Genomic DNA, 24,621 nt, shown 5'->3' with positions numbered 1-24,621 from the left:
CCGGGCCGTGTGCACGGCCGCGTGGGAGCACCCAGCGGCGAAAGGGTCGCTGGATCGGTCGGTCAGTCCTTGGGCCGGAAGCCGATGACCAGCACCGAGGGCACGCGGCCATCCACGTCGCGCGGCAGGGTTTCGGTCTTCTGCAGGGCGCGCAGCACGGCGTCGTCCCAGGCCTTGTTGCCGCTGGACTGAACCAGCCGGGTGCTGGTGATGGTGCCGTCGGGCGCGGCGCGTACCTCTACCTCGGCGCGCGGGTTGCCCGCCACGGCGTCGGGATAGACGATGTGCGGCTTGACCTTGGCGGCCACCTTGCCGCCGTAGCTGCCCGAGGGGCCTGCGTCGCGCAGGGCGGTGCCGGTGGCGTTCTCTGCGCCCGTGGCGCCCGCCAGTCCTTGCATGCGGCGCAGGTTTTCCTGGCGCCGGGCCTCGGCGGCCTGGGCATTGGCCTTTTCGATGGCCTCCTGCTTGCGCTTGGCTTCGGCTTCCTTTTGTTTCTTTTCTTCGGCCAGGCGCTTGTCTTTTTCTTGGCGCTCTTTCTCCAGGTGCTCCTTCTCGCGCTGCTTGTCCTTGTCTTTCAGTTCCTGCGCCTTGCGCTCCTGCTCTTTGCGCTCTTTCTCCAGGCGTTGGCGCTCCTGCAGTTGCTCGCGTTCCTTGCGCTCTTTCTCCAGGCGCTTCTTTTCCCGCTCGATGGCCAGATCGGCCTCGCGCGTGTCGGGCTCGGCCTGCCGCACAGGGGGTGGTGGCGGAGGGGGCGGCGGGGCGACGACCGGGGGCGGGGGAGGGGTGGGTTCGGGTGGCGGGTCGGCGCGGGGCGCTGCCTGCTGGGGCACGGCGGCCCACAGTTCGGCCTGCACGGCAGGTTGGTCGGTGCTGGTCTTCCAGTGCACGCCCCAGGTCAGGGCCACGATGAGCAGCACATGCGCCAGCACGGCCAGCGCAATGGCACGCAGGCGCGCAGGGGGTGTGGGCGGGGCCAGCTCGTCGCGGTCGTCGTGGGCGTGCATACCGGGTCAGCCGCCTTGCTTGACGGACAGGCCGACGCGCTGGACACCGGCCTTTTGCAGTGCGTCCATGGCCTTCATGACGGTTTCGTAGGACACGCCCTTGTCGGCACTGATGATGACCGGCGGTGTCTCGGCCTGGCCCTTTTGCCATTGGGCGGCCAGGCTGCCCAGCTCCTGGGTGGTCACGGCACGCTCGCTGCCGCCCGTCTTGAGCCGGACACTGCCGTCCTTGAGCACCACCACCTGGCCAAACTCCTTGGGCGGCTTGGCACCCTTGCCCACCTTGGGCACATCGACCACACCCGGCGTGAGCATGGGCGCGGTCACCATGAAGATGATGAGCAGCACCAGCATCACGTCGATGAAGGGCACCATGTTGATCTCGTTCATCGAACGGCGGCGACTGCCACTGCGGGAGGCCATGGTGGGCATGTAGGGCTCCTTGCGCGGTTCAGTGGCCCGAGGGGCTGTGGGCCGGGTGCGCGCCCAGGTTGCGCTGCAGGATGTTGGAGAACTCCTCGATGAAGGTCTCCTGGTGGATGGCCACGCGGTCGATGTCGCGCGCAAAGCGGTTGTACGCCACCACGGCCGGTATGGCGGCAAACAGGCCGATGGCGGTGGCCACCAGCGCCTCGGCAATACCGGGGGCCACGTTGGCCAAGGTGACCTGCTCCATGCCGGCAAAGCCGGTGAAGGCATGCATGATGCCCCACACCGTGCCGAACAGGCCCACGTAGGGGCTGACCGATGCGACCGAGCCCAGGAAGGACAGGTTCGACTCCACGACATCCATCTCGCGCTGGAAGCTGGCGCGCATGGCGCGGCGTGCGCCGTCGAGCAGGGTGCCGGGGTCGCTGATGCGGCGCTCGCGCAGCTTTTGGTATTCGCGCATGCCGCTGGCGAAGATGCGCTCCATGGGGCCGGCGTTCTTGGCGTTTTGCACGGCGCTGGCGTACAGGTCGTTGAGGCTGGTGCCGGACCAGAACTCGCGCTCGAACTCGTCGTTCAGCGAGCGCACGCGCTTGAGGCCAAACAGCTTGCGGAAAATGGCCGCCCAGCTGGCGACCGATACGCACAGCAACAGCAGCATCACGAGTTGAACCACCCAGCTGGCGTGCAGCACCAGGTTCAGGATGGACATGTCTTGGGCATTCATGCAATTCGTTCCAGGATGGTGGCGGGGATGCGGGACGGGCGCATGGTGGCCGCATCCACCCAGCCGATGCGTACCGTCGCTTCGTTCAGCAAGACCGGTTCGCTGGGGTTCATATGCTCTCGATTTAATAGCGCCTGCTGCCCGATTGTCAAGGAGGCGCGGCCTTTTTCCTGCAAATTTGCTGTGACCAAAAGTTGATCGTCCAGACGGGCGGGCTGCAGGTAGCGCAAGCGCACGTCGGTTACGACAAACATGCCGCCCGTTTGTTCCCGCAGAACCTGCTGCGACAGCCCGAAGGAGCGCAGCCATTCGGTGCGCGCGCGCTCGAAGAACCGGAGGTAGTTGGCGTAGAACACGATGCCACCGGCATCGGTGTCCTCCCAGTAGATGCGGATGGGGAGCTGGAATGCCATGGCCACCTTACGCCAACAGGGGTTGGAGGCGTGCCACGGCTTCCTGCAACTGGGCCATGGAGTTGGCGGTGGAAAAACGCACATAGCGCTGCGGGTCGTGCGTGCCAAAGTCACGCCCAGGGGTCACGGCCAGGTGGGCCTGGCGCATGAGGGCATAGGCCAGGTCCCAGCTTCCGTTCACGCCGAGGCGCTCGCAGGCGGCGCTGCAATCGGCCCAGGCGTAGAAGGCGCCATCGGGCATCACCGGCACCTGCAGGCCCAGGCTTTGCAGCGCGGGGATGAAGTAATCGCGCCGGGCCTTGAATTCGGCGCGGCGGCGTTCGTATTCGGCCAAGCTCTCGGCCTCGAAGCAGGCCAGCGCTGCGTGCTGCGCGATGGTGCTGGGGCAGATGAACAGGTTTTGCGCCAGGCGCTCGACCACGGGCACCAGTGCTTCGGGCACCACCATCCAGCCCAGGCGCCAGCCGGTCATGTTGAAGTACTTGCTGAAGCTATTGATGCTGATGATGTCGTCATCGATGGCCAGCGCCGTATGGCCGAACTGTTCTTCGTAGGACAGGCCGAGGTAGATTTCATCGATCAGCGTGATGCCGCCATGCTCTTGCACCACGCCGTGGATGCGGCGCAGTTCCTCGGGCGCGATCGAGGTGCCCGTGGGGTTGGAGGGGGAGGCCAGCAGCACGCCGCGGGTGCGTTCTGTCCAGGCGGCGCGCACCTTGTCTGCGCTGAGCTGAAAACGCTCCTGCGCGGTGGTGGGGATCAGCACCGCCGTGCCCTCGGCGGCGCTCACGAAATGCCGGTTGCAGGGGTAGCTGGGGTCGGGCATCAAGACCTCGTCGCCCGCGTCGATCAAGGCCAGGCAGGCCAGCTGCAACGCGGCCGAGGCGCCCGCCGTAATGGCGATGCGCCGCGCCGGCACCTGCACGCCAAAGCGCTGCGCGTACCAGTCGCTGATGCGCTCGCGCAGCGGCGCAATGCCCAGCGCCTGGGTGTACTGTGTGGCGCCATCGCGCACGGCCTTGGCTGCGGCCTCCTGCACCAGGGGTGGGGCGGTGAAGTCGGGTTCGCCAATGTTCAGGAAGATCATGGGCGAACTGCTGCCCGCCACTTCGGCCGCCAGGGCCTGGGCGGCCTTGGCGATCTCCATCACATAAAACGGTTCGATGCGCGCAGCGCGGGTGGATGTCTTCATGGCAGGGGCCGCGCCAGCGGCGGCGGAGTCTGGGGTGACGACCAGGGCGCCGGGGGCGAGATGGCGCTTCAGTCAGGCGTGGGGGCGTTACTTGCGGTTGGCGGAATCGGCCTGCACCTCGTCGGGCCGCAGCTTGGGCGCCAGGCTGCCGAGCACGCCGTTGACGTACTTGTGTCCGTCGGTGCCGCCAAACTCCTTGGCCAGTTCGATGCACTCGTTGAGCACCACGCGCCAGGGCACGTCCAGGCAGTGCTGCAGTTCGTACACGCCGATCCACATCACCGCATGTTCGATGGGCGAGACTTCCGCCAGCGTGCGATCCAGCACCGGGGTGATCAGGGCATCCAGGCCCGTCGCGCCTTCAATGCAACCGTGCAGCAGCGCGTCGTAGTGCGCCGCATCGGCCTTGTGAAAGCCCGCCAGGTCGCGCGTGAACAGGTCGATGGCCGTGGCCTCGTTGCGACCCACCAGGTGCTGGTAGAGCGCCTGCAGGGCAAACTCACGCGCACGGGTGCGGTTGGACTTGGCGGCGGCCTTGCGCGCGCCGGTGCTGGTCAGGCCGGTGCGCTTTTGCTTGGGGGCCGGAGTGTCGGGGGTGGCGTTGTGCTCGCTCATGACAGCTCGTCCAGCAGGTTGGCCATTTCCACGGCCACGTAGGCGGCATCGCGGCCTTTCTCGGTCTGGCGTGCGACGGCCTGGTCGAGGTTCTCGGTGGTCAGGATGGCGTTGGCCACGGGCAGGTGGTAGTCCAGCGCGATGCGCGAGACAGCCGCGCCCGACTCGTTGGCCACCAGCTCGAAGTGGTAGGTTTCGCCACGGATGATGCAGCCCAGGGCGATCAGGGCATCGAACTCGTCGCGCTCGGCCAGGGCCTGCAGCGCCACGGGCACTTCCAGCGCGCCGGGCACCAGCACGTGGGTGATATGCTTTTCCTGCACGCCCAGGTCCAGCAGCGCGGCACGGCAGGCCGCCGCCAGGGCGTTGGTGATGCTTTCGTTGAAGCGGGCCTGCACGATGCCGATGTGCAGCTTCTTGCCGTCGAGCTTGTCGCCCGTTCCTTTTTCTGCGCCAAACATAGTTATTCCTTCGGGATGTAGCCGGTGATTTCGAGCCCGTAGCCCGCCATGCTGGGCATGCGGCGGGGCTGGCCCATGAGCTGCATCTTGTGCACGCCGCATTCGCGCAGGATCTGCGCGCCCACGCCGTAGGTGCGCAGGTCCATGCGGCCGCGCTCGGGCGCCTGGGCCGCACGGGCCGTGCCTTCAAACTGGGCCAGCAGCTGCGCGGCGCTTTCGCCACAGTTGAGCAGCACGGCCACGCCACGGCCCTGGTTGGCGATGTAGTGCAGGCTGGTGTCCAGCCCCCAGGAGTGCATGGAGCGGTTGAGTTCCAGCGCATCGAGCACCGACAGCGGCTCGTGCACGCGCACGGGCACCACATCGTCCTTGCTCCACTGGCCCTTGACCAGGGCCAGGTGCACGGCGCCGCTGGGCTGGTCGCGGAAGGCGTGGGCGGTGAACTCGCCGTAGCTGGTGTGCAGTGTGCGTTGGCCCACTTTTTCCACCAGCGATTCGGTGCGGCTGCGGTACTCGATCAGGTCGGCGATGGTGCCGATCTTGATGCCGTGTTCGGCCGCGAACACCTGCAGGTCAGGCAGGCGCGCCATGGTGCCGTCGTCCTTCATGATCTCACAGATCACGGCGGAGGGGCTGCAGCCGGCCAGGGCGGCGAGGTCGCAGCCGGCCTCGGTGTGGCCTGCGCGCATGAGCACGCCTCCGTCCACCGCCTGCAGCGGGAAGATGTGGCCGGGCTGCACCAGGTCACTGGGCTGGCTGTCCTTGGCCACGGCCACTTGCACGGTCCGCGCGCGGTCGGCGGCCGAGATGCCGGTGGTCACGCCCTCGGCCGCCTCGATCGAGACGGTGAAGGCGGTGCTGTACACGGTGCCGTTGCGCGCGGCCATGGGGGGCAGCTTGAGAAACTCGCAGCGCTCGCGCGTGAGCGTGAGGCAGATCAGGCCGCGGCCGAAGCGGGCCATGAAGTTGATGGCCTCGGGCGTGACATGGTCGGCGGCCAGAACGAGGTCACCTTCGTTTTCGCGGTCTTCCTCGTCCACGAGGATGACCATGCGCCCGGCGCGCATCTCGGCCACGATGTCATGTACCGGGGAAATGGGGGCGGGGGGGAGGGGGGGCGTCATGCGGGGAGGGCTTTCGTCGGTGGGCCGCAGGGGGACAGGCCGCAGCGCAGGTTCCCCGGTGCTGGCGCGGTGCGGAGGCGGGCTCCGAGAGCGTCCCAAAGAACATGCGATGCGGCGCTGCCGCACGGTGGGCCGCGGTGCTGTGCGCACGCGGGCCAAAGGATGGCATTTTAGTCCAGTGCGGGCCGCAGCGTGCCACGCAAACCCGGCGCGGTGGCGGGGTCAGATGGCCGGGGCCTCGAGCACCACGTCGGATTCGGGGTAGGCCACGCAGGGCAGCACGCAGCCGCTGGCACGCTCCTCGGGGGTGAGGCCCGGCCAGTCCATGGTGTAGCGCACCTGTCCTTGGGCCAGATGGCCGATGCAGGTGCGGCAGGTGCCGTTGCGGCAGGAACTGGGCCAATGGATGCCCCCTTGTTCCATGGAGAGCAACAGGGGCTGCTCGGGCCAGGCGTCGCATTGCAGGCCGTCGGGCTCGACCACGGCGGTGAAAAAGGGCACGGTGGGTGTGTTCATGGGGTCGTATCAGGGGGAGGAGGGCTGGCGGTTCCAGACCAGCAGCAGGTTGTTGGCGGGCAGGGCGTGGCGTGCTGCGAGGTGCAGGCCGGCCGCTGCGGCTACCTGGGCCACGTCTTCCAGTCGGCGGATGCCCCAGGCCGGGTGGCGCTCGCGCAAGCTGGCGTCAAAGTCCCGGTTGCTGGGCGCGGTGGGCACGCCGTTTTCCAGATAGGGGCCGTAGGTGACGAGCCGTCCGTTCGCGGCCAAATGGCGCGCCGCACCCTGCATCAGCCCGGCGCAGCAGGCCCAGGGCGAGATGTGCAGCATGTTGGCGCAGTAGATCAGGTCAAACGGCGTGTCGAACGCGGGCCCCTGGTGTGGCCAGCGGGGTTCCAGCACGTCCAGCAGCACCGGTGGGAGCACGTTGCGCACCCCGGCCTCGGTGCACCAGGCAGCGATCGCTTCGAACTGCGCGTCTTGAGCGTCACTGGGTTGCCAGGTCCAGCCGGGCAGGGCGGCGGCGAACCAGGCTACGTGTTGCCCGGTGCCGCTGGCCACCTCCAGCGCCCGGCCGGTGGGCGGCAGCAGGGCGCTCAGCACCTGCAGGATGGGCTGGCGGTTGCGCTCGGCGGCAGGGCTGTACGACGCATTCTGCATAAAAATGGGCTCTAGCGCTTGTGGTGTAAGCGCTGACAGCTATCAATTCAGTAGTAAAAAGCGCCAAATCGACCTTGCTGCCGGGGCGGCAGAAACAATGCCGTGGGTGCTGCAAAAACAGGCAATGCAGGGAAGTGCATTGAAAATCAATGACTTAGCGCCGTCATACAGCGCTTGTTCAGATTTATCCACAGGATTGTCCAGCGGCAGCCGGGATAAGTGGTGCGCACGGCGCAATGGCCTGCATAAAAATCGGGCAATCTGCTGTGGGTCCTTACGAATCAAGCACTTGCGTGCCCTATACAAGGCTTGTCCAGAGTTGTCCACACGATTGTCCCGTGCGGGGCGGGATAACCCGAGGGGGTGTCAGGCGACGGTGACACCCTTCCAGAACGCCACGCGGCCGCGGATGGCTTCGGCCTCGGGCTTGGGGTCGGCGTAGGTCCAGGCGGCCTCGGGGTTGAGCTCGCCGTCCACCAGCAGCGAGAAGTAGGTGGCCTGGCCTTTCCAGGGACACATGCTCTTGTGGTTGCTGAAGGTGAAGAACTCGCGCTTGAGTGCGCTCTCGGGGAAGTAGTGGTTGCCTTCCACGAGCACGGTGTCGTCGCTCTCAGCGACGACCACGCCGTTCCAGATGGCTTTCATCGGGTGTCTCCCATTACAAGAAAAGGGCTTCGAAACCGCCCTCGGGCAGGAACTGCCGTCCCTGCTGGCGCAGCCTGGTGGGGCCGGGCAGGGCGCGTTTGCGCTCGGCATGCAGCGGATCGCCAGGGTAGGCGATGGTGCGCAGGCCAGCGTCCAGGTGCGCCAGCGGCAGGATGGTGGGCGGGCGCTGGCTTCTTGCGGCGACCACCACGTCCTGCATGCGGGCGTACCTGGCCAGGTGCGCCAGGCTCATGATCTGCGGTGGCGCCAGTTCGATCTGGCCGTCGCGGTACTGCTCCAGTGCGGCGCGCGGCGCCAGCCACACGCTCTCGGTGGCTTCCTCGTTGTCGTGCGCAGCGGTCTGGTCCAGCGGCGCCGGGGCCACGAAAAAGCGCGTGTCAAAGCGCCGGGTGCCCATGGCGGGGGACAGCGGTGTGATCCAGCGCGACCAGGCGGCGAGCCGCTGCGTGGCCAGGCGCAGGCCCAGCTGGGACAGCACCTGCGCCAGGGGCTGCCCCTCGCGCAGCATGGCCCTGGCGCGCGGGGCGTCCAATGGAACGCCCGCCTGCAGGGGCTCGGCCAGCAGCAGACCGCATTCCTCCAGTGCCTCGCGCAGCGCGGCCACGTGCAGGCCCGCCGCCAGGGGCGCAGTCAGATCGGGTTCGCCCAGGTGTGCGTGCAGCGCTTGGGGGGCTTGGTCGAGCGCGGCCAAGCTCTGTGCGTCCGAGTCTTGCGGATCGAGTTTGCCGCCGGGGAAGACGTACAGCCCGCCCATGTCGGTCATTTGGGCATGGCGGCGCTGCAGCAGCACTTCCAGGCCGCCGGGGGCGTCGCGCAGGAGCACCACGGTGGCTGCGTCGCGGGGTGTTTCAGGGACGGGTGTGGTGGTCATGGGCAAGGCAAAGCGCGCGCTGCAGGGTCACCCACTGTACAGGCTTGTATCGCTTTGTAGCGTAAAGTGCTGCGCCGAAGTCGCTTGTGCGACTTCGATCTTCGTTCAAGACACAGGAGTGAAAGCAGCATGGATCTGGATTTCAAGGGCCGCGTGGCCATCGTGACGGGCGCCGGCGGCGGCCTGGGCCGCCAGCATGCGCTGGCGTTGGCCAAGCGCGGCGCCAAGGTGCTGGTCAACGACCTGGGTGGCGCGGTGGATGGTAGCGGCGGCTCGGTGTCGGCGGCGCAGGCGGTGGTGGACGAAATCCGCGCCGCAGGGGGCGAGGCGCTGGCCAACGGCGCGTCGGTGACGGATTTTGCTGCGGTCGAGGCCATGGTGCAGCAGGCCATCGACGCCTGGGGCCGCGTGGACATTCTGGTGAACAACGCCGGCATCCTGCGCGACAAGTCGTTCTCCAAGATGGACATGGCGGATTTCCGCCTGGTGGTGGATGTGCACCTCATGGGCGCGGCCAACTGCTGCAAGGCCGTGTGGCCGCACATGGTGGCGCAGCAGTACGGACGCATTCTGATGACCACTTCGTCCACCGGGCTGTATGGCAACTTCGGCCAGGCCAACTATGGCGCTGCCAAGCTGGCCCAGGTGGGCCTGATGCAGACGCTGGCCATCGAAGGGGCCAAGTACCACATCCACGTCAACGCCCTGGCGCCCACGGCGGCCACGCGTATGACCGAATCGCTGTTCCCGCCCCAGATCCTGGACGCGCTGCAGCCCGAGGCCGTGGTGCCCGCCATGCTGGTGCTGGTGCACGAGAGCGCGCCCACGCGCACCATCCTGTGTGCGGGCGGTGGTTCGTTCGAGGCAGCCCACATCACGCTGACCCAGGGCATTCACCTGGGCCTGGGTGATACGGTGCCGGAACAACTGGCGCAGCGCCTGGCGCAGGTGACCGAGCGTGCCGACGAGCAAGTGCCCGCCAGCGGGGCGGCCCAAGGTACGCTGGAAGTGCAAAAGGCGATGGCCGCGAGGGGCTGAGCAGGTGGCCATGACCTGTCGCAGCGCAGGTCTGCTCGTGGCATGCTAAGTTCTCGCCCCTGAACTGGTGTGGTGTTTCGCCCTGAAAGCACCAATCAGAGCGAAACCCTACACAACTGAGCACCATGAACACCTTGCAGGAACGCATCCAGCAGCTTTCTTCCGACCGCCTGGCTGGCATCCGCCGGGGGATCGAGAAAGAAGGCCTGCGCGTGCTGCCCACCGGGGGGCTGGCCCTCACGCCGCACCCTGTGGCGCTGGGCTCGGCCCTCACGCACCCGCACATCACCACCGACTACAGCGAGTCGCAGATTGAGCTCATCACCGGCGCGCACCTGGGGGTGCAGGACTGCCTGGACGAGCTCACCGCCATCCACCAGTACGTGTACCGCGTGCTGCAGCCCCAGGGCGGCGAGATGCTGTGGGTGGCCAGCATGCCCTGCAACCTGCCCACGGACGAGACCATTCCGCTGGCGCGCTACGGCAACTCCAATGTGGGCCGTGCCAAGAGCGTGTACCGCATGGGCCTGGGCCACCGCTACGGGCGGCGCATGCAGACCATTTCGGGCATCCACTACAACTGGTCCTTGCCGGGGGTGACGAACGAAGACTACTTCGGGCTCATCCGCAACTTCCGGCGCCATGCTTTCGTGCTGCTGTACCTGTTTGGTGCATCGCCTGCGCTGTGCCCCTGTTTTGTGGAAGGGCGCACGCACCGCCTGCAGCCGCTGGGTGCTGCGGGGCAGTCCATGTACCTGCCGCACGCCACCTCGCTGCGCATGGGGCGCCTGGGCTACCAGAGCGATGCGCAGGCCTCGCTGGCCGTCAGCTACAACGGCCTGCAGGGCTACGCCGATTCGCTGCACGAGGCGCTGACCCGCCCCTATCCAGCCTACGAAGCCGTGGGCATCCGCAATCCCGGCGGCGACTACAACCAGCTGGCCACCAGCCTGCTGCAGATCGAAAACGAGTTCTACGGCACCATCCGACCCAAACGCACCGTGCACACGGGCGAGCGGCCCCTGCATGCGCTGCGCGAGCGCGGAGTGGAATACGTGGAGGTGCGGCTCATGGATCTGGACCCCTTCGTGCCCGTGGGCATCACGGCATCCACCATGCGCCTGCTCGATGTCTTCCTGCTGCACTGCCTGCTGTCGGACAGCCCGCCCGACACCCCGGCCGAGATTGCCGAACTGCGCGCCAACCAGCTTCTGGCCGCAGAGCGTGGGCGTGAAAGCGGCCTGCGCCTGCAGCGCCAGGGGCGCGAGGTGCCGCTGGCGGAGTGGGGCGGCCAGATCCTGGCCGAATGCGAACCCCTGGCCGCAGCCCTGGACGCCACGCACCAGTGCGGCGACTACAGCGCCGCGCTGCGCGACGCGCAGGCGCTGCTGGGGCGCCCTGCAGACACGCCGTCGGCCCGCGTGCTGGACCGCATCGAGACCGCGCACGGGCACAGTTTCTCGGCGTTCAGCCTGTCGCAGTCGCTGGCGGCGCGTGATGCATTGATGGAGCGGCCCTGGCAGGACGACCAGCAGGCGCAGTTCGAGGCCATGGCCCAGCAGTCGCTGAGCGACCAGCAGGCCATCGAAGCGGCGGACAGCCTGCCTTTTGAGGAATGGCGCCAGCGCTACCTGTCGCCAGAAGGCTTGCTGGTTTGAGGATCTGGGCTCTGATGGGTTGGCAGACAGCGGGCAAGAGGCCTGCACTACCGCACTGGACTTTGTGGGTGCGCATGGCGCGGCCGGGTTTTCTGGTGGTCACCGCCATCGGGTGCGTTCTGGGGATGGCGTCGGCCCAGGCTGCTGGAGCATTCACTTCGGCGGCGCTGGCGTGTGTGACTGTGGTGCTGGCGCTCATGCTGCATGCCGCGGCCAACATGTTGAATGACCACGCCGACGCCATCAACGGTGCCGACGCCGCCAATACCCAGGGCCTGTATCCCTTCACTGGCGGCTCGCGCATGGTCCAAACGGGGCAGGTGGATGCGCAGGACATGCACCGTGTGGCATGGGTCCTGTTGACCCTGGTGGCCGTGGCGGGTGTCTGGCTGGCCGCACGCACCGGCTGGGCCTTGCTGGGGCTGGGGCTGGCTGGCATGGCGCTGGGGTGGGTCTATTCCATGCCGCCGCTGGCGTTGATGGCGCGCGGCCTGGGTGAAGTGGCGGTGGGCCTGGCCTGGGGGCTGGTGGTCGTGGGAGCCGACTATGTGCAGCGCGGGCAATTCTCGTGGCAGGCGGCCGCAGTGGCCGCTGGATTCGCGGCCCTGGTGGCCAATATCCTGATTGGCAATGGCTTTCCGGATGCGCCGTCGGACGCGGCGGTCGGGAAGCGGACCATGGTGGTGCGGCTCGGAACGCAGCGCGCCGCCATGGTGTACCTGGGCCTGGCGCTGTGGGCCCACGGCGCGCTCGCAGCATGGGTGGCGCTGCATGTGCTGGCGCCCACGGCGCTGTGGGGCCTGGCGTCTTTGCCGCTGTCCCTGGTCGCGGTGGCCTTGCTTTGGCGCCACCATGCCCAGCCACAATGGTTGCGGCTTGCGTTGGTGCTGGGCATTGCGGCGGCGTCCGTGCACGGGCTTGCGCTGGCGGCGGGTTTGTGTGCGACACAATAGGCGCCATTTTTTTCCAGAAAAAATCCATGTCCATTCAGTGGTTCCCAGGGCATATGCACCTGACACGCCAGGCCATTGCCGAGCGCGTCAAGAGCATCGATGTCGTGATCGAGGTGCTCGACGCGCGCCTGCCCGGCTCCAGCGCCAATCCGTTGCTGTCCGAGCTCACGGGCCACAAGCCCACGCTCAAGGTGCTCAACAAGCAGGACATTGCCGATCCTGAGCGCACAGCCCTGTGGCTGGCTTGGTACAACGCGCGGCCGGACACGCGTGCCGTGGCGCTCGACGCGCAGGACGCCGCGCCCGCGCGCAAGCTCATCGACGGCTGCCATCAGCTCGCGCCGAACCGGGGCGGCATGGCCAAGCCCATGCGCGTGCTGATCTGCGGCGTGCCCAATGTGGGCAAGTCCACGCTCATCAACACGCTGTCCAACAAGCGCCAGGCCAAGACCGGCGACGAGGCAGGTATCACCAAGCTGGAGCAGCGCATCGTCCTGGCCGATGATTTCTATTTGTGGGACACGCCCGGCATGCTCTGGCCCAAGATCATCGTGGCTGAAAGCGGCTATCACCTGGCCGCCAGCGGCGCGGTGGGCCGCAACGCCTATGACGAGGAACTGGTGGCGCTGGAACTGTTGCGCCGTCTGCAAGGGGCCTATGCGGACCTGCTGGAAGCGCGCTACCGTCTGGGCCTGAGTGCGCAGGCCATTGCGGCGCTGCCTGACCACGAACTGCTCGAAGCCATTGGCCGCAAGCGCGGCGCAGTGATGAGCGGTGGGCGGGTGAATCTGCAGAAGGCGGCCGAGCTGGTGCTGACCGACTTTCGCAGTGCGGTGCTGGGGCGCATCACGCTGGAGACCCCGCAGGAGTTTGACGCATGGCTCGCCGTGGGCCAGGCACAGGAGGCCGAGCGCAAGGCGCGCAAGGAAGAACAAGAGCGCCGCCGTAAGCGTCGCAACAAGGACGATTGAGCTTCTTGTCCCGGCATCCCGTGCAGCATTGCACAGGTTCGCTGCGCGCCAGATGCGCATGGGGTGCCAGGGCCGCCTATCATGCGCTCCAGCTCGTCACTGGAGGAATGGCAATGGCATTCATGCAATGGGCGCGCCGCATGGCGCTGGTGCTGGTGGGTTGTGCGGGGTTGTGGGGCGCAGCCCAGGCGCAGGACATGGCAGGCGCCAAGGACCACCCGGCCGTCAAGCGCTTTGGCGGCAGCAGTATCGTGGGCTACGAGGTGCGCAACTTCGACGCCGTGGAGTTCCAGACCTCCACCTTCAAGGAGTTCGACCTGGGCGCCGGGGTGCGGCGCTACGTGCAGCCGCCGCTGCAGCTCGAAGGCAAGCTGACCCGCTTTTGGTACGAAGCGCCTGGCGACACGCGCGCGCTGGAGCTGTACCGCAATTACGTCAATGAGCTGACGGCCGGGGGCTTTCAGGCGTTGTACGACTCCACCAAAGACCCTGCCGCAGGCAAGTGGACCAACTTCCTCGCCAGCTTCAGCAGCAGCAAGAAGGACTTCGTCAAGAACGCGCGCTCCGAGTACGTCATGTACGCGGCCGAGGCCAACACCATCCGTACCGGCACGTTCCAGAAGGACAACGTCACCGTGCGCCTGGTCGCTATCGACTGGCCCAAGGAAGACCGCACCTACAAGGCCCGGCAAGGCGCCTACATTGCCGTGGACGTGCTCGAAACCAAGGCCATGCAGCAGAACATGGTGGTCGTGAGCGCCTCGGAAATCGGCAAGTCGCTGACCACACAAGGCAAGGTAGCCATCTACGGCATCTACTTCGACACCGGCAAGGCCGATATCAAGCCCGATTCCAAGCCTTCGCTCGACCAGATTGCCGCCTTCCTGAAAGCCGAGCCTGGTGTCAAGCTGCACGTGGTGGGGCACACCGACAGCGTGGGCGGGTTCGACAGCAACCTCGCTCTGTCACGTCGCCGCGCCGAGGCCGTGGCGGCTGCTTTGGTCAAGGACTATGGTGTGGCGGCCGGGCGCCTGGTGGGCAATGGCGTGGCTTCTCTGGCCCCCGTGGCCAGCAACGCCAGCGAAGAAGGGCGTGCCAAGAACCGACGCGTTGAGCTGGTGTTGCAATAAGCACACTCCGACCGTGCGGCGCGTGGTGCCGCAGGGGGGAAACCGCTAGGATGCGTTGTCTCCATCCCACTCGGGTAGATACCGGTATGCAGCCGTACGCCCCCGCCCCCGACCTTGATGTGCCCGATGTCACTACCCGGCTTCTCGTGCGGGTGGCGGGCTGGGCCGTGCTGGCGATTGGTGGTGCCATCGCCCTCTTGCTGGCATTGGACCCTGTCGGTCAATCGACCAGCCGGATTCTTTTCAACCTGGGTGCGGGCCTGGTGGGTGGTCTGGCCCTGGTGCTGGCGCGCTTGCGGCATTGGCGGCTGGCGGCGCACTTGCTGGTCTGGGGCGTATGGTGCTTTGTGACGCTGGTGACCGTGCGCAATGGCGGGCTGCACGGGCCCAACCTGCTCAATTACCCCGTGCTCATCGTGCTTTCGGGCTGGATGCTGGGTGGGCGGGCTACCGTGGTGCTGGTGGCGATCACCGGCATGCTGTTCGGCCTTTTTTTCTGGGCGGAAGCCCAGGGCTGGATGCCCCAGGTGCCTCGGGGCAGTCGATGGGCCCATGGGGTGTACCTGGCGGGCATTCTGGTGCTCACGGCGGCAGCCACCTTGCTGTCGCGGCGCAACTACATGCAACGGGTGCAGGAGGCGCAGCGTACGGCCCACGAGCTGGCCGCCAGCGAATCGCAGTTGCGCAAGCTGCTGCGTGCCGTGGAGCAAAGCCCCGAGAGCATTGTCATTACCGACCTGCAAGAGCGCATCGAGTATGTGAACGAGGCCTTTGTGCAGCGCACCGGCTATGCGCGTCAAGAGGTGTTGGGCCATGCGGCGGCCCTGTTTTCCAGCAAGGGTATGGAGGCGGCCCAACGCCAGGGGCTGCGCGAGACACTGGCCAGCGGCAAGGTCTGGGCGGGGGAGCAGACCAACCAGCGCAAGGATGGGGCGCCCTTGGCCGAGTCCGTGGTGGTGGCGCCCATACGCCAGACCGACGGCAGCATCAGCCACTATGTGGAGTACCGGCAGGACATCACCGAGCGCAAGCGTGCCGCGCAGGAAATCCACCGCCTGGCCCGCCATGACGCGCTGACCGGCCTGCCCAACCGCGCCATGCTGGTGGAGCACCTCCACGGGCTGCAGGAGCGCGCCGATGGGTCCCCGGCGACCTTGCACGCCTTGTTGCTGCTGGACCTGGACCGATTCACCGTGTTCAACGACGCGCGCGGCAGCGAGATGGGCGACCGCCTGCTGTGCGCCATGGCGCTGCGCCTGTCGCACCAGCTCCCTGCGGAGGGCATGCTTGTGCGCGTGGCGGGGGATGAATTCGCCCTGGTGCTGCATGGTCTCGGGGACGATGCACCTCTGGCGGGCCGCCGGGCGCTGGCCTTTGCGGACCAGGTGCAGGCGGCGCTGGGCCAGCCCCTGCGCTTGCAGGGCGACGCCGGCCCCATCCAATGGACGGCCAGTGTGGGTATCACGCTCTACCCCCAGGGGCCTGAGGACCAGGCGCACGATGCACTGCGCCGCGCGAGCATGGCATTGCACCGGGCCAAAGCCGTGGGTGGTGGGCAACTGGCCTTTTTCGAACAGGAGATGGGGCAAGCCGCAGAGCAGCGCTTCCAGTTGGAGCGGGAATTGCGCCAGGCCATCGGTGCCGGGGAACTGCGTCTGTTCCTGCAGTCCCAGGTGGACATGCAGGGGCGCACCACCGGGGCCGAGGTGCTGGTGCGCTGGCAGCACCCGCGCGACGGCCTGGTGATGCCGGGCGTGTTCATTGCGGTGGCGGAGTCGTCCGATCTCATCGTCCTGTTGGGGCGCTGGGTGCTGGAGCAGGCCTGCGCATTGCTGGCCAACCCTGCGTTGGCGCAGCAGCGGGTGCGCCTGTCGGTCAACCTGAGTGCGCGCCAGTTTCGCCAGCCGGGCTTTGTGCAGGAGTTGCGGGCCCTGCTGGAGCGCACGGGCGCCGATCCGGCCTTGCTGACGCTGGAGGTGACCGAGGGCCTGGTGATCGAGGACTTTGACGATGTGGTCGCCAAGATGCGCGAGCTTGCTTCCTTGGGGGTGGAGTTCTCGCTCGACGACTTTGGTACCGGGTACTCGTCGCTGGCCTACCTCAAGCGCCTGCCGATCCAGGAAATCAAGATCGACCGCAGCTTTGTGCGCGATGCCTGCACCAACGCCGACGATGGCGCCCTGGTGGAGGCCATTTTGTCTGTCGCACGCCATTTCGGCCTGCGCGTGGTGGCCGAAGGGGTGGAAACCGAGGAACAGGCCAGCTACCTGAGGGAGCGCTCGTCCGCCATCATCTGCCAGGGCTTCCTGTACTGCCGTCCGCAGCCCCAGGAAGACTGGTTGCAGCGCCTCACGTAGGCATCCATGGCTGGCTGCCCAGCAGCATGTGCCAGTCGTCCAGCCCTTCGGGTTCGGGCATCGCCGGGGCAGCGGCGCCAAGATCCAGCCCGCTGTGCAACTGCAGGGGCTCACCACTCACCGGGTGGGGCAGCTCCAGGCTCCAGGCGTGCAGCCACAGCCGCTGGCGGCCCAGGTGTGCCGCCCACCAGCGGTTCAGCGGCCCCTTGCCGTGCGTGGCATCGCCCAGGATGGGGTGCGCAAGGTGCTTGAGGTGGCGCCGGATCTGGTGCCTGCGGCCGGTGGTGGGCTCGGCCAGTACCAGGCTGGCGCGGGTACTGGCAAAGCGCGCATCGCTGGCCATCGGCAATTCCAGGCGCGTCAGCCGCTGCAGGCGGGTGTGGGCAGGCTGCGCAGCGGTATCCGGGGGCGCATCGTCCGGGCGCAGGGCGTGGTCCACCTCGGCCAGCGCGGGTGCCCAGCCGCGCACCAGGGCCAGGTAGCGCTTGCGCACCTTGTGGTGCTCGAAAGCCTGTGCCAGTGCGTGCGCTGCCTGGGGGTGCAACGCCATCACCAGCACGCCACAGGTGCCCTTGTCCAGCCGGTGCACCGGATAGACATGCTGGCCCAACTGGTCGCGCAGCGTCTGCACCACGAAACGGGTTTCCCCTGCGTCCAGCCCTGTGCGGTGCACCAGCCAGCCCGGCGGTTTGTACACCGCGACCAGGTGCGCGTCGTGCCAGAGGAGGTGCAGAGCAGTCATGGGGAGTGGGAGGAGAGGCGCGCATTGTGCTCCATGCAGACTGGGGGCCGCGCTGCTAGGATGCCTCCCCAGCGCAATCCTGAGGAGGTATCCGATGTCGGCAGGGGACTGGAAGGACATGTATGCGGCCGCCGTGGCGGGCGATCTGGCGCGGGTGCGGCACCACATTGCCTCGGGCGTCGATCCGAACTACCAGCACCCGGAAGTGATGTGCACGCCCCTGGTCGCGAGCCTGGTGCAGGGCCACGATGCCGTGGCCGACTTTTTGCTGGAGCATGGCGCCAGCCCACACCTGCGCTCGGATTTTGATGGGCTGACCCCTTTGGAGGCGGCGCGCAAGCATGGGCGGGACATGCTGGTGCAAAAACTCCAGCAATTGGGCGCGCAGGACGCTGCCCCCTCGCTGTGGCGGCGTTGGCTGGGGATATAGGGCGACACGCAATCAGCGCCGCCGCAGGGCCGTTGGGTCGGCGATGGCAAGCGACAATTCGGGCATGAGAACCCTTCTTCCATTGCAACTGCTGGTCGCCCCAGACCGCAACGATCCCGATCCCCTGGTGCTGTACCACGGCAAGGGCTGTCCCGATGGCTTTGCGGCCGCCCTGGCGGCCTGGACGTTTTATGAAGGCCGTGTGCAGTGCCTGGGCCTGGACCATGGCCAGGTGCAGACCGTGGCCGACCTGCCGCCCCTGCAAGGCCGCACGGTCTATGTGCTGGACTTTGCGTTTGCGCCCGAACTGCTGCGCGCCATCGAGGCGCAGGCCGCCAAGCTCGTGCTGTTGGACCACCACAAGAGCGCGGCCGACCAGTTGGACGGCTTCACCTGCCGCTGTGGCGTGGTGTTCTTCGACATGCACAAATCCGGAGCACGGCTGGCGTGGGAGTTCTTCCACCCGCAGGCGCCACTGCCGGACCTGGTGCGCTACGTGGAGGACCGCGACCTGTGGAACTGGCAGTTCCCCGAGAGCGCGGCCTACCTGGCCGCGTTGGACATGGAGCCCCAGGACTTTGCGCGCTGGCAGGAGCTGGCCACTTTCGATGCGGCGCAAAACGCTAGCTTCATGGCGCGCGGCGAGGCCATGGACGAGAAGTTCCGCAAGCTCGCCAGCGACATGGCCGAGGGCGCCCAGCCCCTTCGCTTCAACGGCCAGGAGGGGCTCATGCTCAACGCGCCCAGCGCCTTCCACAGCCTGCTGGGCGAACTGCTCTCAAAGCAGTGCGGCAGCTTTGCCCTGCTGTGGTCGGCCGGGCAGGGCGGCGTGGTCAAGGTGGGTCTGCGCTCGCAGCGTGGCTACGACTGCATCCCGCTGGCGCACAGCATGGGTGGCGGCGGGCATGCGCAGGCCTGCGGGTTTCGCATGCCGGTCAGCCGTTTGCCGGAACTGCTGAGCGGGCGGTTCGAGGCATAGGCCTGCTTGCACTTACTGTTGCCGATGGCGGTATTTCCAGGGCGGCACCGGCTGCGCATCGGCCCACAAGCCTGAGCGCTCTGCGCGGGCCTGGCGCTGCAGGCGGGCCAGGTGCGGGGAGGCCAGCGCACGCGGCGCATAGACCCAGGCCATGCCCGCGCGCACCTGGGCGCTGGCGGCGTCCTTCCCCTGGCATTGCACCCGGGCCACGGTGCGGCCGTAGTGGTCGCGGTCCACGGGTTCAATGCGCGCCTGCTGGCGCCAGCACAGGCGGGCCAGTTGCTGGCGCGCACGCTGACCGTAGGGCTGGCTGTGCTCAGGCGCATCGATGGCCGCCACGCGCACGCGCACCGTCTCGTAGGCGCCTGGGTGACCGCAGCGCGCGGTCAAAGAATCGCCGTCGCTGATGGCGACAACCAGGCAGAACAGGGCGGCAGCAGGCATGGAGGGGGACGCTGTAGGGCAGAAAGGCCCGCCACTATAGAGGCAAACGCATGCTGGCCAAGGCTGCCCAATTGGTGGGCAGTGCGTTGCAAGCCAATGCAGGCGCGGTTTTGGCGGCTTGTGCCGGGGCTTATCCACAGGGTGGCCCACAGAGACTGGGTACAAGCCCCTGGGTGTGAGCGGCACCTTGCTGGGCGTGTGGTGGTGGCTGCTCTTGGGGCGCCGCTGCACGGACGGGCATGGCCCGTGTCGCTGGGTTCTTTCTGCCGCTCGTGATGGTGTGGGATGGCGCGCAGCAGCGTCGCAGACTTTTAAAAAAATTGGCCTCCAGCGCTTGATGGATAAGCGCAAATAGCTATAAAAATTATAGCATTCAACGCACTGGAAGCGGGGCCTGGTGTGGTGAGGGCACCAGGGCGGCAATTCTGTGCAGCCCGGTTCCTATAATGCCCTCGGCCCGCAGAGGGAGGCGGGCCCCACCATGAACCAGCGCACCCCAGGGACTGCAGAGCCCGCACAGCAGCCGCCCCGTTTCTGGCACCGGCTCAACACCTTTTTCCTGTTCCCGCTCCAGTCCCAGCCTCTGACGTATGGATGGCTGCTGGCCCTGTGCAGTCTGTTGATCTATCTGTTGCCATCCCCCCTGGTGGCGATCGTCACGGAGCTGGGCATCTTGCTGGCGGCATCGCGCTATGGCTTCAAGGTCACCGCGCTGGGTTCGCGCGGCATTTACCGTGCGGAAGACTTCACCAGCCACTACGACGAAGACTGGAAGAACCTGCCCTGGAAGCTGTTCGCCCTGTTGGTGCTGCAATCCATGGCCGCTGGCTGGCTGGGCAGTGTGAAGCCCGTGCTAGGGCAACTGGCGCTGCTGGCCATCAGTTTCTTGCTGCCAGCCAGCCTCATGGTGCTGGTGCAAACGGGCAGCCTGCGCGCCACGCTGAACCCGGCCAACGCCTGGGCTGCGGTGCAGGTGGTCGGCTGGCCCTATGTGCTGCTGTGCTTTTTCCTGTTCCTGCTCAGCGAGGGCTCGGTCCTGGCCATGGCGTTGCTGGCGCCGATTTTTCCCGAGTGGCTGCTGCTGCCGTTGATCAACTGGGTGCTCATTTATTTCAGCTGGGTGATGTGCAGCCTGCTGGGCTACGTGATGTACCAGAACCATGAGGCCTTTGGCATTGACCTGCTGCCAGGGGCTGGTATCGACACACAACCGCCAGACCGGCGCACGCCGCAGCAGATTGAACACGACGCCACCGACGCCCTGGTGGCGCAGAAGGTGACCGAAGGCGACCTGGAAGGCGCCCTGGGCATTGCCTACGAACACCAGCGCACCCGCCATGACGAGCTGCCCGCCCAGCGGCGCTACCACCGCATTCTGGCGTTGGCGAACAAGACGCCCAGCCTGCTGGACCATGCGCAGCGCTTTATCCCACTGCTGCTGCGCCTGGGGCAAAACGCCGAGGCACTGCGCGTTTGCCAGACCTGCCGCGCACAGGACGCAAAGTTTGTGCTGGCCCAGGCTGACCACACCCTGGCCCTGGCCCGCACGGCCTGGGGCGTGGGTGACGCAGCGTTGACGCTGGCCTTGCTGGGCGGGTTCGACCGCCGCTTCAAGGGCCACGCCAGCGTGCCCAAGGCCTACGAGCTGGCGGCGCGGGCGCTGCTGCAGGGCATGGGCCGGGCCGACATGGCCCTCAAGGTGCTGGCCACGCTGGAAGCGCGCCACCCCAACGACGCCGCCACGCAAGAGGCGCGCTGGCTGCTGCGCCAGCACCTGCCGCCTGCGCCCAGCACCGCCTAGCGCGCCAGGCCAGGGGTGCGCAGCACCGGGCTGTCCGGCGCCAGCGTGCGCAGTTGCGGCAGCCACGCGGCGGCGCGTTCATGCTGGCCGGCATGCCACTGCGCGGCCACCAGCAGCCCCAGCGTTTCGCCCAGCAGCGGGTGGGTGGGTGCGGTTTGGTGCAGGGCCTTGAACAGGCGCTCGGCGTCGCCCCATTGCTGGGCGCGCGCAAAGCGGCGGGCCAGATGGGCCATCACGTCGGGTTGCAGGCGGGCGCCGGGCCGGGCCTTGTCCAGGTAGGTGCGGAAGGCCGTGTGCTGGAAGGCCAGGGTGTCGGCATCGTGGGCCTGCAACTGGAAGATGCGGCGCGCCGCACGGTGAAAGTCCTCGCCCTCTGGCCAGAGCTGCGCGGTGCTGAACCAGGCTTCCAGCGTGGGACGGTCCTGCGGGCGCAGTTGGGCGGCGGCGCGCCACTGGGCCAGTGCCTGCTCGAACTTCAGCCCCTGGGCCAATTGGCGTGCCCGCGCCACATGGGCCTGGAAGTCCAGGTCTTCCTGGTGGTCGGTACGGACGGGGGTGATGGGCACCTCCAGCGGCTTGCGCCGCACGGCCATGGTCAGCGCCATCAGGCCCGCGCCGGCGATCAGTCCGCCCAGGTGGGCCATGTAGGCCACACCGCGCCCACCCAGCCAGTGCTGCAGCAATTCGTTGAGCATCCAGGCAGGCAGCAGCAGCAGGGCGGGGGCCGTCACATAGTTGAAGTAGAAGAACAACTGGTAGAAGAAGCGCACCCGCCGCAGCCGGTAGAGCACGGCGTACATGCCCATCAGCGCCGATACCGCGCCCGAAGCGCCCAGTCCATAGCCGCCCATGCCCGCGTAGGCCCAGCCCGCCAGCAGGGACGCGCCGATACCTCCCAGCAGGTAGTACGCCAGGTACAGCCTTCGGCCCAGCGCCAGCTCCACCGAAAACCCAAAGAGGAACAGAAACACCATGTTGCCCAGCAGGTGCCCGGTGCTGCCATGCAGGAAGGTGGCCGTCAGCCAGGTGATGGGGCGCCAGGGTGCGTCCGCGTTGTAGTCTTGCGCCCAGCGCTCGGTGAAGGGAGGGGGTTGCAGCGCTTCGTAGTGCGCGCGGGCCTCCTGCCACTGGGCATGCTGGGGCGCGCTTTGCGGCACCACCAGCCCGGCGTGCAGGCGCTTCTGGAACACGGTTTCGGACTCCATCCAGCGCAGCAAATACTGCCTGGCGCCTGCCTTTTGCAGCTTGTGGGCCTTGGCGGCGTCCTTGTGCCCTGTGTCGTCGAGCCAGGCAATGAACGGGGGAATCTCCAGCGCGGGCAGCGGGCTTTGCAGGTAGTAGGCGGCGGCACGTTCCTGTGCGGCCTCCTCGGTTCGCTGCGGGCCCCAGAACACGGCCATGTTGATGAGGATCAGCAGCACCGTCATCCAGGGCGGATTGCGCCAAGTGGGCCGACTGTCCAGGGGGATGGCATAAAACATCGCGGCATTGTGCCGGGTTGTCGCCTGTGACCCGATCCAGCGTTGCCCGCTTCTGTGGCAATTTTGGGAAGAATATGCCTCTGGCGCTTGATGGATAAGCGCAAGCAGCTATCAAAAAATGAGTGCTTGCCTTGGGTACACTGCGCGGTCAACGCATATCGAAAGGGACGCAAGAACATGCAGACAACAATGACCCGAGCGCAGGGGGTGGGCCGTGCCGCACGCTGGCTGGGGGCGGCCCTGGCGATGGCCGCGATGGTGTGGACGGCGCTGCCGGCGCAGGCCAAGGACGAGACGGGCCTGTGGGGCCAGCGCATGGTGCACAGCGAGGAACTGCCCGCCGAGGCGGTCGCGCGCTTTGTGCGCTTTCATGAAAAGAATGTGCAGACACCCGCAGAAAGTGCGCGCAAGGTCCCGCCGGTGCTGGCCGACACGGTGGCCTGGACGGGCAAGGAGCTGGACTTCACCACCAAGCAAAGCCCGTACACCCTGGTCATCAAGGTTCAGGGCGTGGCGCTGGCCGACGGCGATGTGGGGGCACGCCTGGTGGGTGGCTGGGTGCTCGACGGCGCCACGCGCACGGGCCTGATGCCCGAGCTGGCGCATTCCAAGGCCAGGGCGGGCCAGGTGCTGGAATTGGTGGGTGCCGCGCTGCCGGTGACGCTGAAGGAAGACCGCAAGATCGCCCCGGCGGTCGAGTTCTCGGGCATGCGCAACCTGCGCATGGACAGCGTGCGCATCGAGGTGTGGTCGGGCATCCGCACCTCCTCACCGCTGGAGCTGTTCATGTCCTGGGTGCCGCTGGTGCTGGGCGTGGTGTTTCTGGGCTTTGTCTGGTGGGCGCGGCGTCAATAGGCGCAGCACCCGCAGGGGCCGCTATTCCAGCGGCATCCCTGGCTTCCAGGCGTCGGCCAGGCGGCGTGCCTGGGCCGCATCCGTGATGGACATGCGCGGCTCCAGCGACCGCATGGCGCCCTGCGCCCAGAAGGCGCTCTGGTTGTTCGGAGTCATTGATTCCTGCGTCGGGTTGGCGTTGAAGTCGCGCATGGCCAGCTCCAGCAGCATCAGCGCTTGCACCGGGCGGTAGCCCACGCCGGGCAGGTCCTGCGCGTAGAGCTTGCCCAGGCTGTACAGGCCGGTGGAGTCGCCCGCCCTGGCGGCCTTGCGGTACCAGTTTTCGGCCAGGCTGGGCTGGCGCATGTCCTGCGGGCCTTTCTCATGGATGTAGCCCAGCCACACAGCGGCCAGGGCCGAACCCTGCTGTGCTGCCTTTTGCAGCCATTGCAGGGCCAGGGTGGGGTTCTTGGGCATGCCGCCACGCCCTTCCCAGTGCATCAGCCCCAGCAGCACCATGGCCCTGGGGTGGCCCTGCTGGGCCATGGCCTCGACGGTGGGCAGTGCCTGTTCGCTCTTGTGGCTGCGCCAGAGGCCCTCTGCTGCCTTGAGCTGGGCTTCTTCGTCCTGGCGCGCCTTTTCCTGGGCCACGGTCTGGGCCTGTGCATCGGCGGCGGCACGGGCGGCGCGCTCGGCGGCTTGGTAATGGCGGGCCTGCCATTTCCAGCCCACCAGGCCCAGCAGCAGCACCATGCCCACGGTGAAAACAATCAGCGCCCAGGGTCGCTCGGGTGTGCTGGAGACCGATGCCCGGCCAGGCGGCTGCGGCGACTGTGCCTGGGCGCTGCGCTGTGCCGCCTTGCCGGCCGAAGCTTTGCTCGTGGAGGGCGGGGGTGCAGTGGCGCCTGGCTGCACCTTGTCATAGGCCACGCCACAGCGTGGGCATTGCCATTCGGGGGCCGTGTCGCTGGCCTGGCGCACGTACTGGCAGCGCGGGCAGCCACGTTGCTGGGGCGTCTCTGGTGTGTCCAGGGGTTCCAGGCTCAGGGAAGAGATGCTGTGGTTCATGGTGTGGTGGACGGAAAGGCGCCGGTGAGCCAGGTGTAACGGTTTGCAGCGCCGCGTGGATTGTGCCGCAGCTCCACT

At 67.3% G+C, this 24,621-nt stretch carries 27 protein-coding genes; 10 read left to right on the top strand and 17 right to left on the bottom strand.

Annotated elements, in window-relative coordinates:
- Nucleotides 1-62: 62 nt before the first annotated feature.
- The 13 genes from tolA to GWK50_RS12155 form a co-directional block, all read right to left on the bottom strand.
- Nucleotides 63-1,004 carry a cell envelope integrity protein TolA gene (gene tolA / locus GWK50_RS12215; protein WP_162016766.1) on the bottom strand — a complete coding sequence of 314 codons (942 nt, stop codon included), beginning with the start codon at nt 1,002-1,004 and terminating at the stop codon, nt 63-65.
- 6 nt (nt 1,005-1,010) lie between these two features.
- Nucleotides 1,011-1,436, bottom strand: coding sequence for an ExbD/TolR family protein (locus GWK50_RS12210; protein WP_162016765.1), 426 nt, complete (start codon nt 1,434-1,436; stop codon nt 1,011-1,013).
- Nucleotides 1,437-1,455: 19 nt separating this feature from the next.
- Nucleotides 1,456-2,160: a protein TolQ gene (gene tolQ, locus GWK50_RS12205; protein ID WP_162016764.1), complete on the bottom strand. Its 705-nt coding sequence runs from the start codon at nt 2,158-2,160 to the stop codon at nt 1,456-1,458.
- On the bottom strand, nt 2,157-2,573 hold the full coding sequence (ybgC, locus tag GWK50_RS12200; RefSeq protein WP_162016763.1) for a tol-pal system-associated acyl-CoA thioesterase: 417 nt from the start codon (nt 2,571-2,573) through the stop codon (nt 2,157-2,159). The genes tolQ and ybgC overlap by 4 nt, the downstream gene beginning before the upstream one ends.
- A gap of 7 nt (nt 2,574-2,580) precedes the next feature.
- Nucleotides 2,581-3,765: a pyridoxal phosphate-dependent aminotransferase gene (locus tag GWK50_RS12195; RefSeq protein ID WP_162016762.1), complete on the bottom strand. Its 1,185-nt coding sequence runs from the start codon at nt 3,763-3,765 to the stop codon at nt 2,581-2,583.
- 87 nt (nt 3,766-3,852) lie between these two features.
- The gene (nusB, locus tag GWK50_RS12190) at nt 3,853-4,380 is read right to left on the bottom strand and encodes a transcription antitermination factor NusB (RefSeq protein WP_162016761.1); all 528 of its coding nucleotides are present in this window, start codon (nt 4,378-4,380) and stop codon (nt 3,853-3,855) included.
- Complete coding sequence (gene ribH, locus GWK50_RS12185; RefSeq protein ID WP_162016760.1) at nt 4,377-4,841, bottom strand: 6,7-dimethyl-8-ribityllumazine synthase; 465 nt, start codon at nt 4,839-4,841, stop codon at nt 4,377-4,379. Before ribH ends, nusB begins: the two co-directional genes overlap by 4 nt.
- Nucleotides 4,842-4,843: 2 nt before the next feature.
- Complete coding sequence (gene ribBA, locus GWK50_RS12180) at nt 4,844-5,965, bottom strand: bifunctional 3,4-dihydroxy-2-butanone-4-phosphate synthase/GTP cyclohydrolase II (protein WP_162016759.1); 1,122 nt, start codon at nt 5,963-5,965, stop codon at nt 4,844-4,846.
- 222 nt (nt 5,966-6,187) lie between these two features.
- Nucleotides 6,188-6,481: a 2Fe-2S iron-sulfur cluster-binding protein gene (locus GWK50_RS12175; RefSeq protein WP_162016758.1), complete on the bottom strand. Its 294-nt coding sequence runs from the start codon at nt 6,479-6,481 to the stop codon at nt 6,188-6,190.
- 9 nt (nt 6,482-6,490) lie between these two features.
- The gene (locus GWK50_RS12170) at nt 6,491-7,120 is read right to left on the bottom strand and encodes a DUF938 domain-containing protein (RefSeq protein ID WP_162016757.1); all 630 of its coding nucleotides are present in this window, start codon (nt 7,118-7,120) and stop codon (nt 6,491-6,493) included.
- A 42-nt stretch (nt 7,121-7,162) separates the two neighbouring features.
- On the bottom strand, nt 7,163-7,312 hold the full coding sequence (locus GWK50_RS12165; RefSeq protein WP_162016756.1) for a hypothetical protein: 150 nt from the start codon (nt 7,310-7,312) through the stop codon (nt 7,163-7,165).
- Between the two features lie 174 nt (nt 7,313-7,486).
- Nucleotides 7,487-7,765, bottom strand: a complete 279-nt coding sequence (locus GWK50_RS12160; protein WP_162016755.1) for a DUF427 domain-containing protein — start codon at nt 7,763-7,765, stop codon at nt 7,487-7,489.
- A 13-nt stretch (nt 7,766-7,778) separates the two neighbouring features.
- Nucleotides 7,779-8,657: an NUDIX hydrolase gene (locus GWK50_RS12155; RefSeq protein WP_162016754.1), complete on the bottom strand. Its 879-nt coding sequence runs from the start codon at nt 8,655-8,657 to the stop codon at nt 7,779-7,781.
- 129 nt (nt 8,658-8,786) lie between these two features.
- On the opposite strand from GWK50_RS12155, the gene GWK50_RS12150 reads away from it, so the two are divergent.
- The 6 genes from GWK50_RS12150 to GWK50_RS12125 all read left to right on the top strand — a co-directional run bounded on the left by GWK50_RS12150 (nt 8,787) and on the right by GWK50_RS12125 (nt 16,764).
- Nucleotides 8,787-9,695: an SDR family oxidoreductase gene (locus GWK50_RS12150; RefSeq protein ID WP_162016753.1), complete on the top strand. Its 909-nt coding sequence runs from the start codon at nt 8,787-8,789 to the stop codon at nt 9,693-9,695.
- A gap of 125 nt (nt 9,696-9,820) precedes the next feature.
- Nucleotides 9,821-11,353, top strand: coding sequence for a glutamate--cysteine ligase (gene gshA, locus GWK50_RS12145; protein ID WP_162016752.1), 1,533 nt, complete (start codon nt 9,821-9,823; stop codon nt 11,351-11,353).
- Nucleotides 11,354-11,367: 14 nt separating this feature from the next.
- Nucleotides 11,368-12,306: a prenyltransferase gene (locus tag GWK50_RS12140; protein ID WP_197905008.1), complete on the top strand. Its 939-nt coding sequence runs from the start codon at nt 11,368-11,370 to the stop codon at nt 12,304-12,306.
- A gap of 26 nt (nt 12,307-12,332) precedes the next feature.
- Complete coding sequence (ylqF, locus tag GWK50_RS12135; RefSeq protein WP_162016751.1) at nt 12,333-13,277, top strand: ribosome biogenesis GTPase YlqF; 945 nt, start codon at nt 12,333-12,335, stop codon at nt 13,275-13,277.
- A gap of 113 nt (nt 13,278-13,390) precedes the next feature.
- Nucleotides 13,391-14,407 carry an OmpA family protein gene (locus GWK50_RS12130; protein ID WP_197905007.1) on the top strand — a complete coding sequence of 339 codons (1,017 nt, stop codon included), beginning with the start codon at nt 13,391-13,393 and terminating at the stop codon, nt 14,405-14,407.
- Nucleotides 14,408-14,493: 86 nt separating this feature from the next.
- Nucleotides 14,494-16,764: an EAL domain-containing protein gene (locus tag GWK50_RS12125; protein ID WP_162016750.1), complete on the top strand. Its 2,271-nt coding sequence runs from the start codon at nt 14,494-14,496 to the stop codon at nt 16,762-16,764.
- Here the strand turns inward: GWK50_RS12125 and GWK50_RS12120 are convergent.
- Nucleotides 16,757-17,506, bottom strand: a complete 750-nt coding sequence (locus GWK50_RS12120) for a pseudouridine synthase (protein ID WP_162016749.1) — start codon at nt 17,504-17,506, stop codon at nt 16,757-16,759. The genes GWK50_RS12125 and GWK50_RS12120 overlap by 8 nt on opposite strands.
- A gap of 94 nt (nt 17,507-17,600) precedes the next feature.
- Here GWK50_RS12120 and GWK50_RS12115 point away from each other — a divergent pair, with 94 nt between their 5' ends.
- On the top strand, nt 17,601-17,936 hold the full coding sequence (locus GWK50_RS12115) for an ankyrin repeat domain-containing protein (protein ID WP_162016748.1): 336 nt from the start codon (nt 17,601-17,603) through the stop codon (nt 17,934-17,936).
- Between the two features lie 64 nt (nt 17,937-18,000).
- Nucleotides 18,001-18,915 (top strand): DHHA1 domain-containing protein, encoded by a 915-nt coding sequence (locus GWK50_RS12110; protein ID WP_162016747.1) that lies wholly within the window; start codon nt 18,001-18,003, stop codon nt 18,913-18,915.
- A gap of 12 nt (nt 18,916-18,927) precedes the next feature.
- On the opposite strand, the gene GWK50_RS12105 is transcribed toward GWK50_RS12110, so the two are convergent.
- Entirely contained in the window at nt 18,928-19,359 is a 432-nt protein-coding gene (locus tag GWK50_RS12105) for a thermonuclease family protein (protein WP_162016746.1), read from the bottom strand.
- Between the two features lie 481 nt (nt 19,360-19,840).
- On the opposite strand from GWK50_RS12105, the gene GWK50_RS12100 reads away from it, so the two are divergent.
- Entirely contained in the window at nt 19,841-21,160 is a 1,320-nt protein-coding gene (locus GWK50_RS12100; protein WP_162016745.1) for a hypothetical protein, read from the top strand.
- On the opposite strand, the gene GWK50_RS12095 is transcribed toward GWK50_RS12100, so the two are convergent.
- A complete protein-coding gene (locus tag GWK50_RS12095; protein ID WP_162016744.1) occupies nt 21,157-22,641 on the bottom strand; it encodes a rhomboid family intramembrane serine protease in 1,485 nt (494 codons plus the stop codon). The two genes, GWK50_RS12100 and GWK50_RS12095, sit on opposite strands and share 4 nt — an antisense overlap.
- 189 nt (nt 22,642-22,830) lie before the next feature.
- Between GWK50_RS12095 and GWK50_RS12090 the strand changes: the two genes are divergently transcribed.
- Nucleotides 22,831-23,496: a hypothetical protein gene (locus GWK50_RS12090; RefSeq protein ID WP_162016743.1), complete on the top strand. Its 666-nt coding sequence runs from the start codon at nt 22,831-22,833 to the stop codon at nt 23,494-23,496.
- A 21-nt stretch (nt 23,497-23,517) separates the two neighbouring features.
- Here the strand turns inward: GWK50_RS12090 and GWK50_RS12085 are convergent, their stop codons facing one another.
- A complete protein-coding gene (locus GWK50_RS12085; RefSeq protein ID WP_162016742.1) occupies nt 23,518-24,543 on the bottom strand; it encodes a tetratricopeptide repeat protein in 1,026 nt (341 codons plus the stop codon).
- Nucleotides 24,544-24,621: the final 78 nt, after the last annotated feature.

The organism is Acidovorax sp. 210-6, from assembly GCF_010020825.1.
In the GTDB taxonomy this organism is placed as follows: domain Bacteria; phylum Pseudomonadota; class Gammaproteobacteria; order Burkholderiales; family Burkholderiaceae_C; genus Simplicispira; species Simplicispira sedimenti.
The sequence above is the reverse complement of the archived record's forward strand: the minus strand, read 5'-3'. Positions and strand labels throughout refer to the sequence as shown.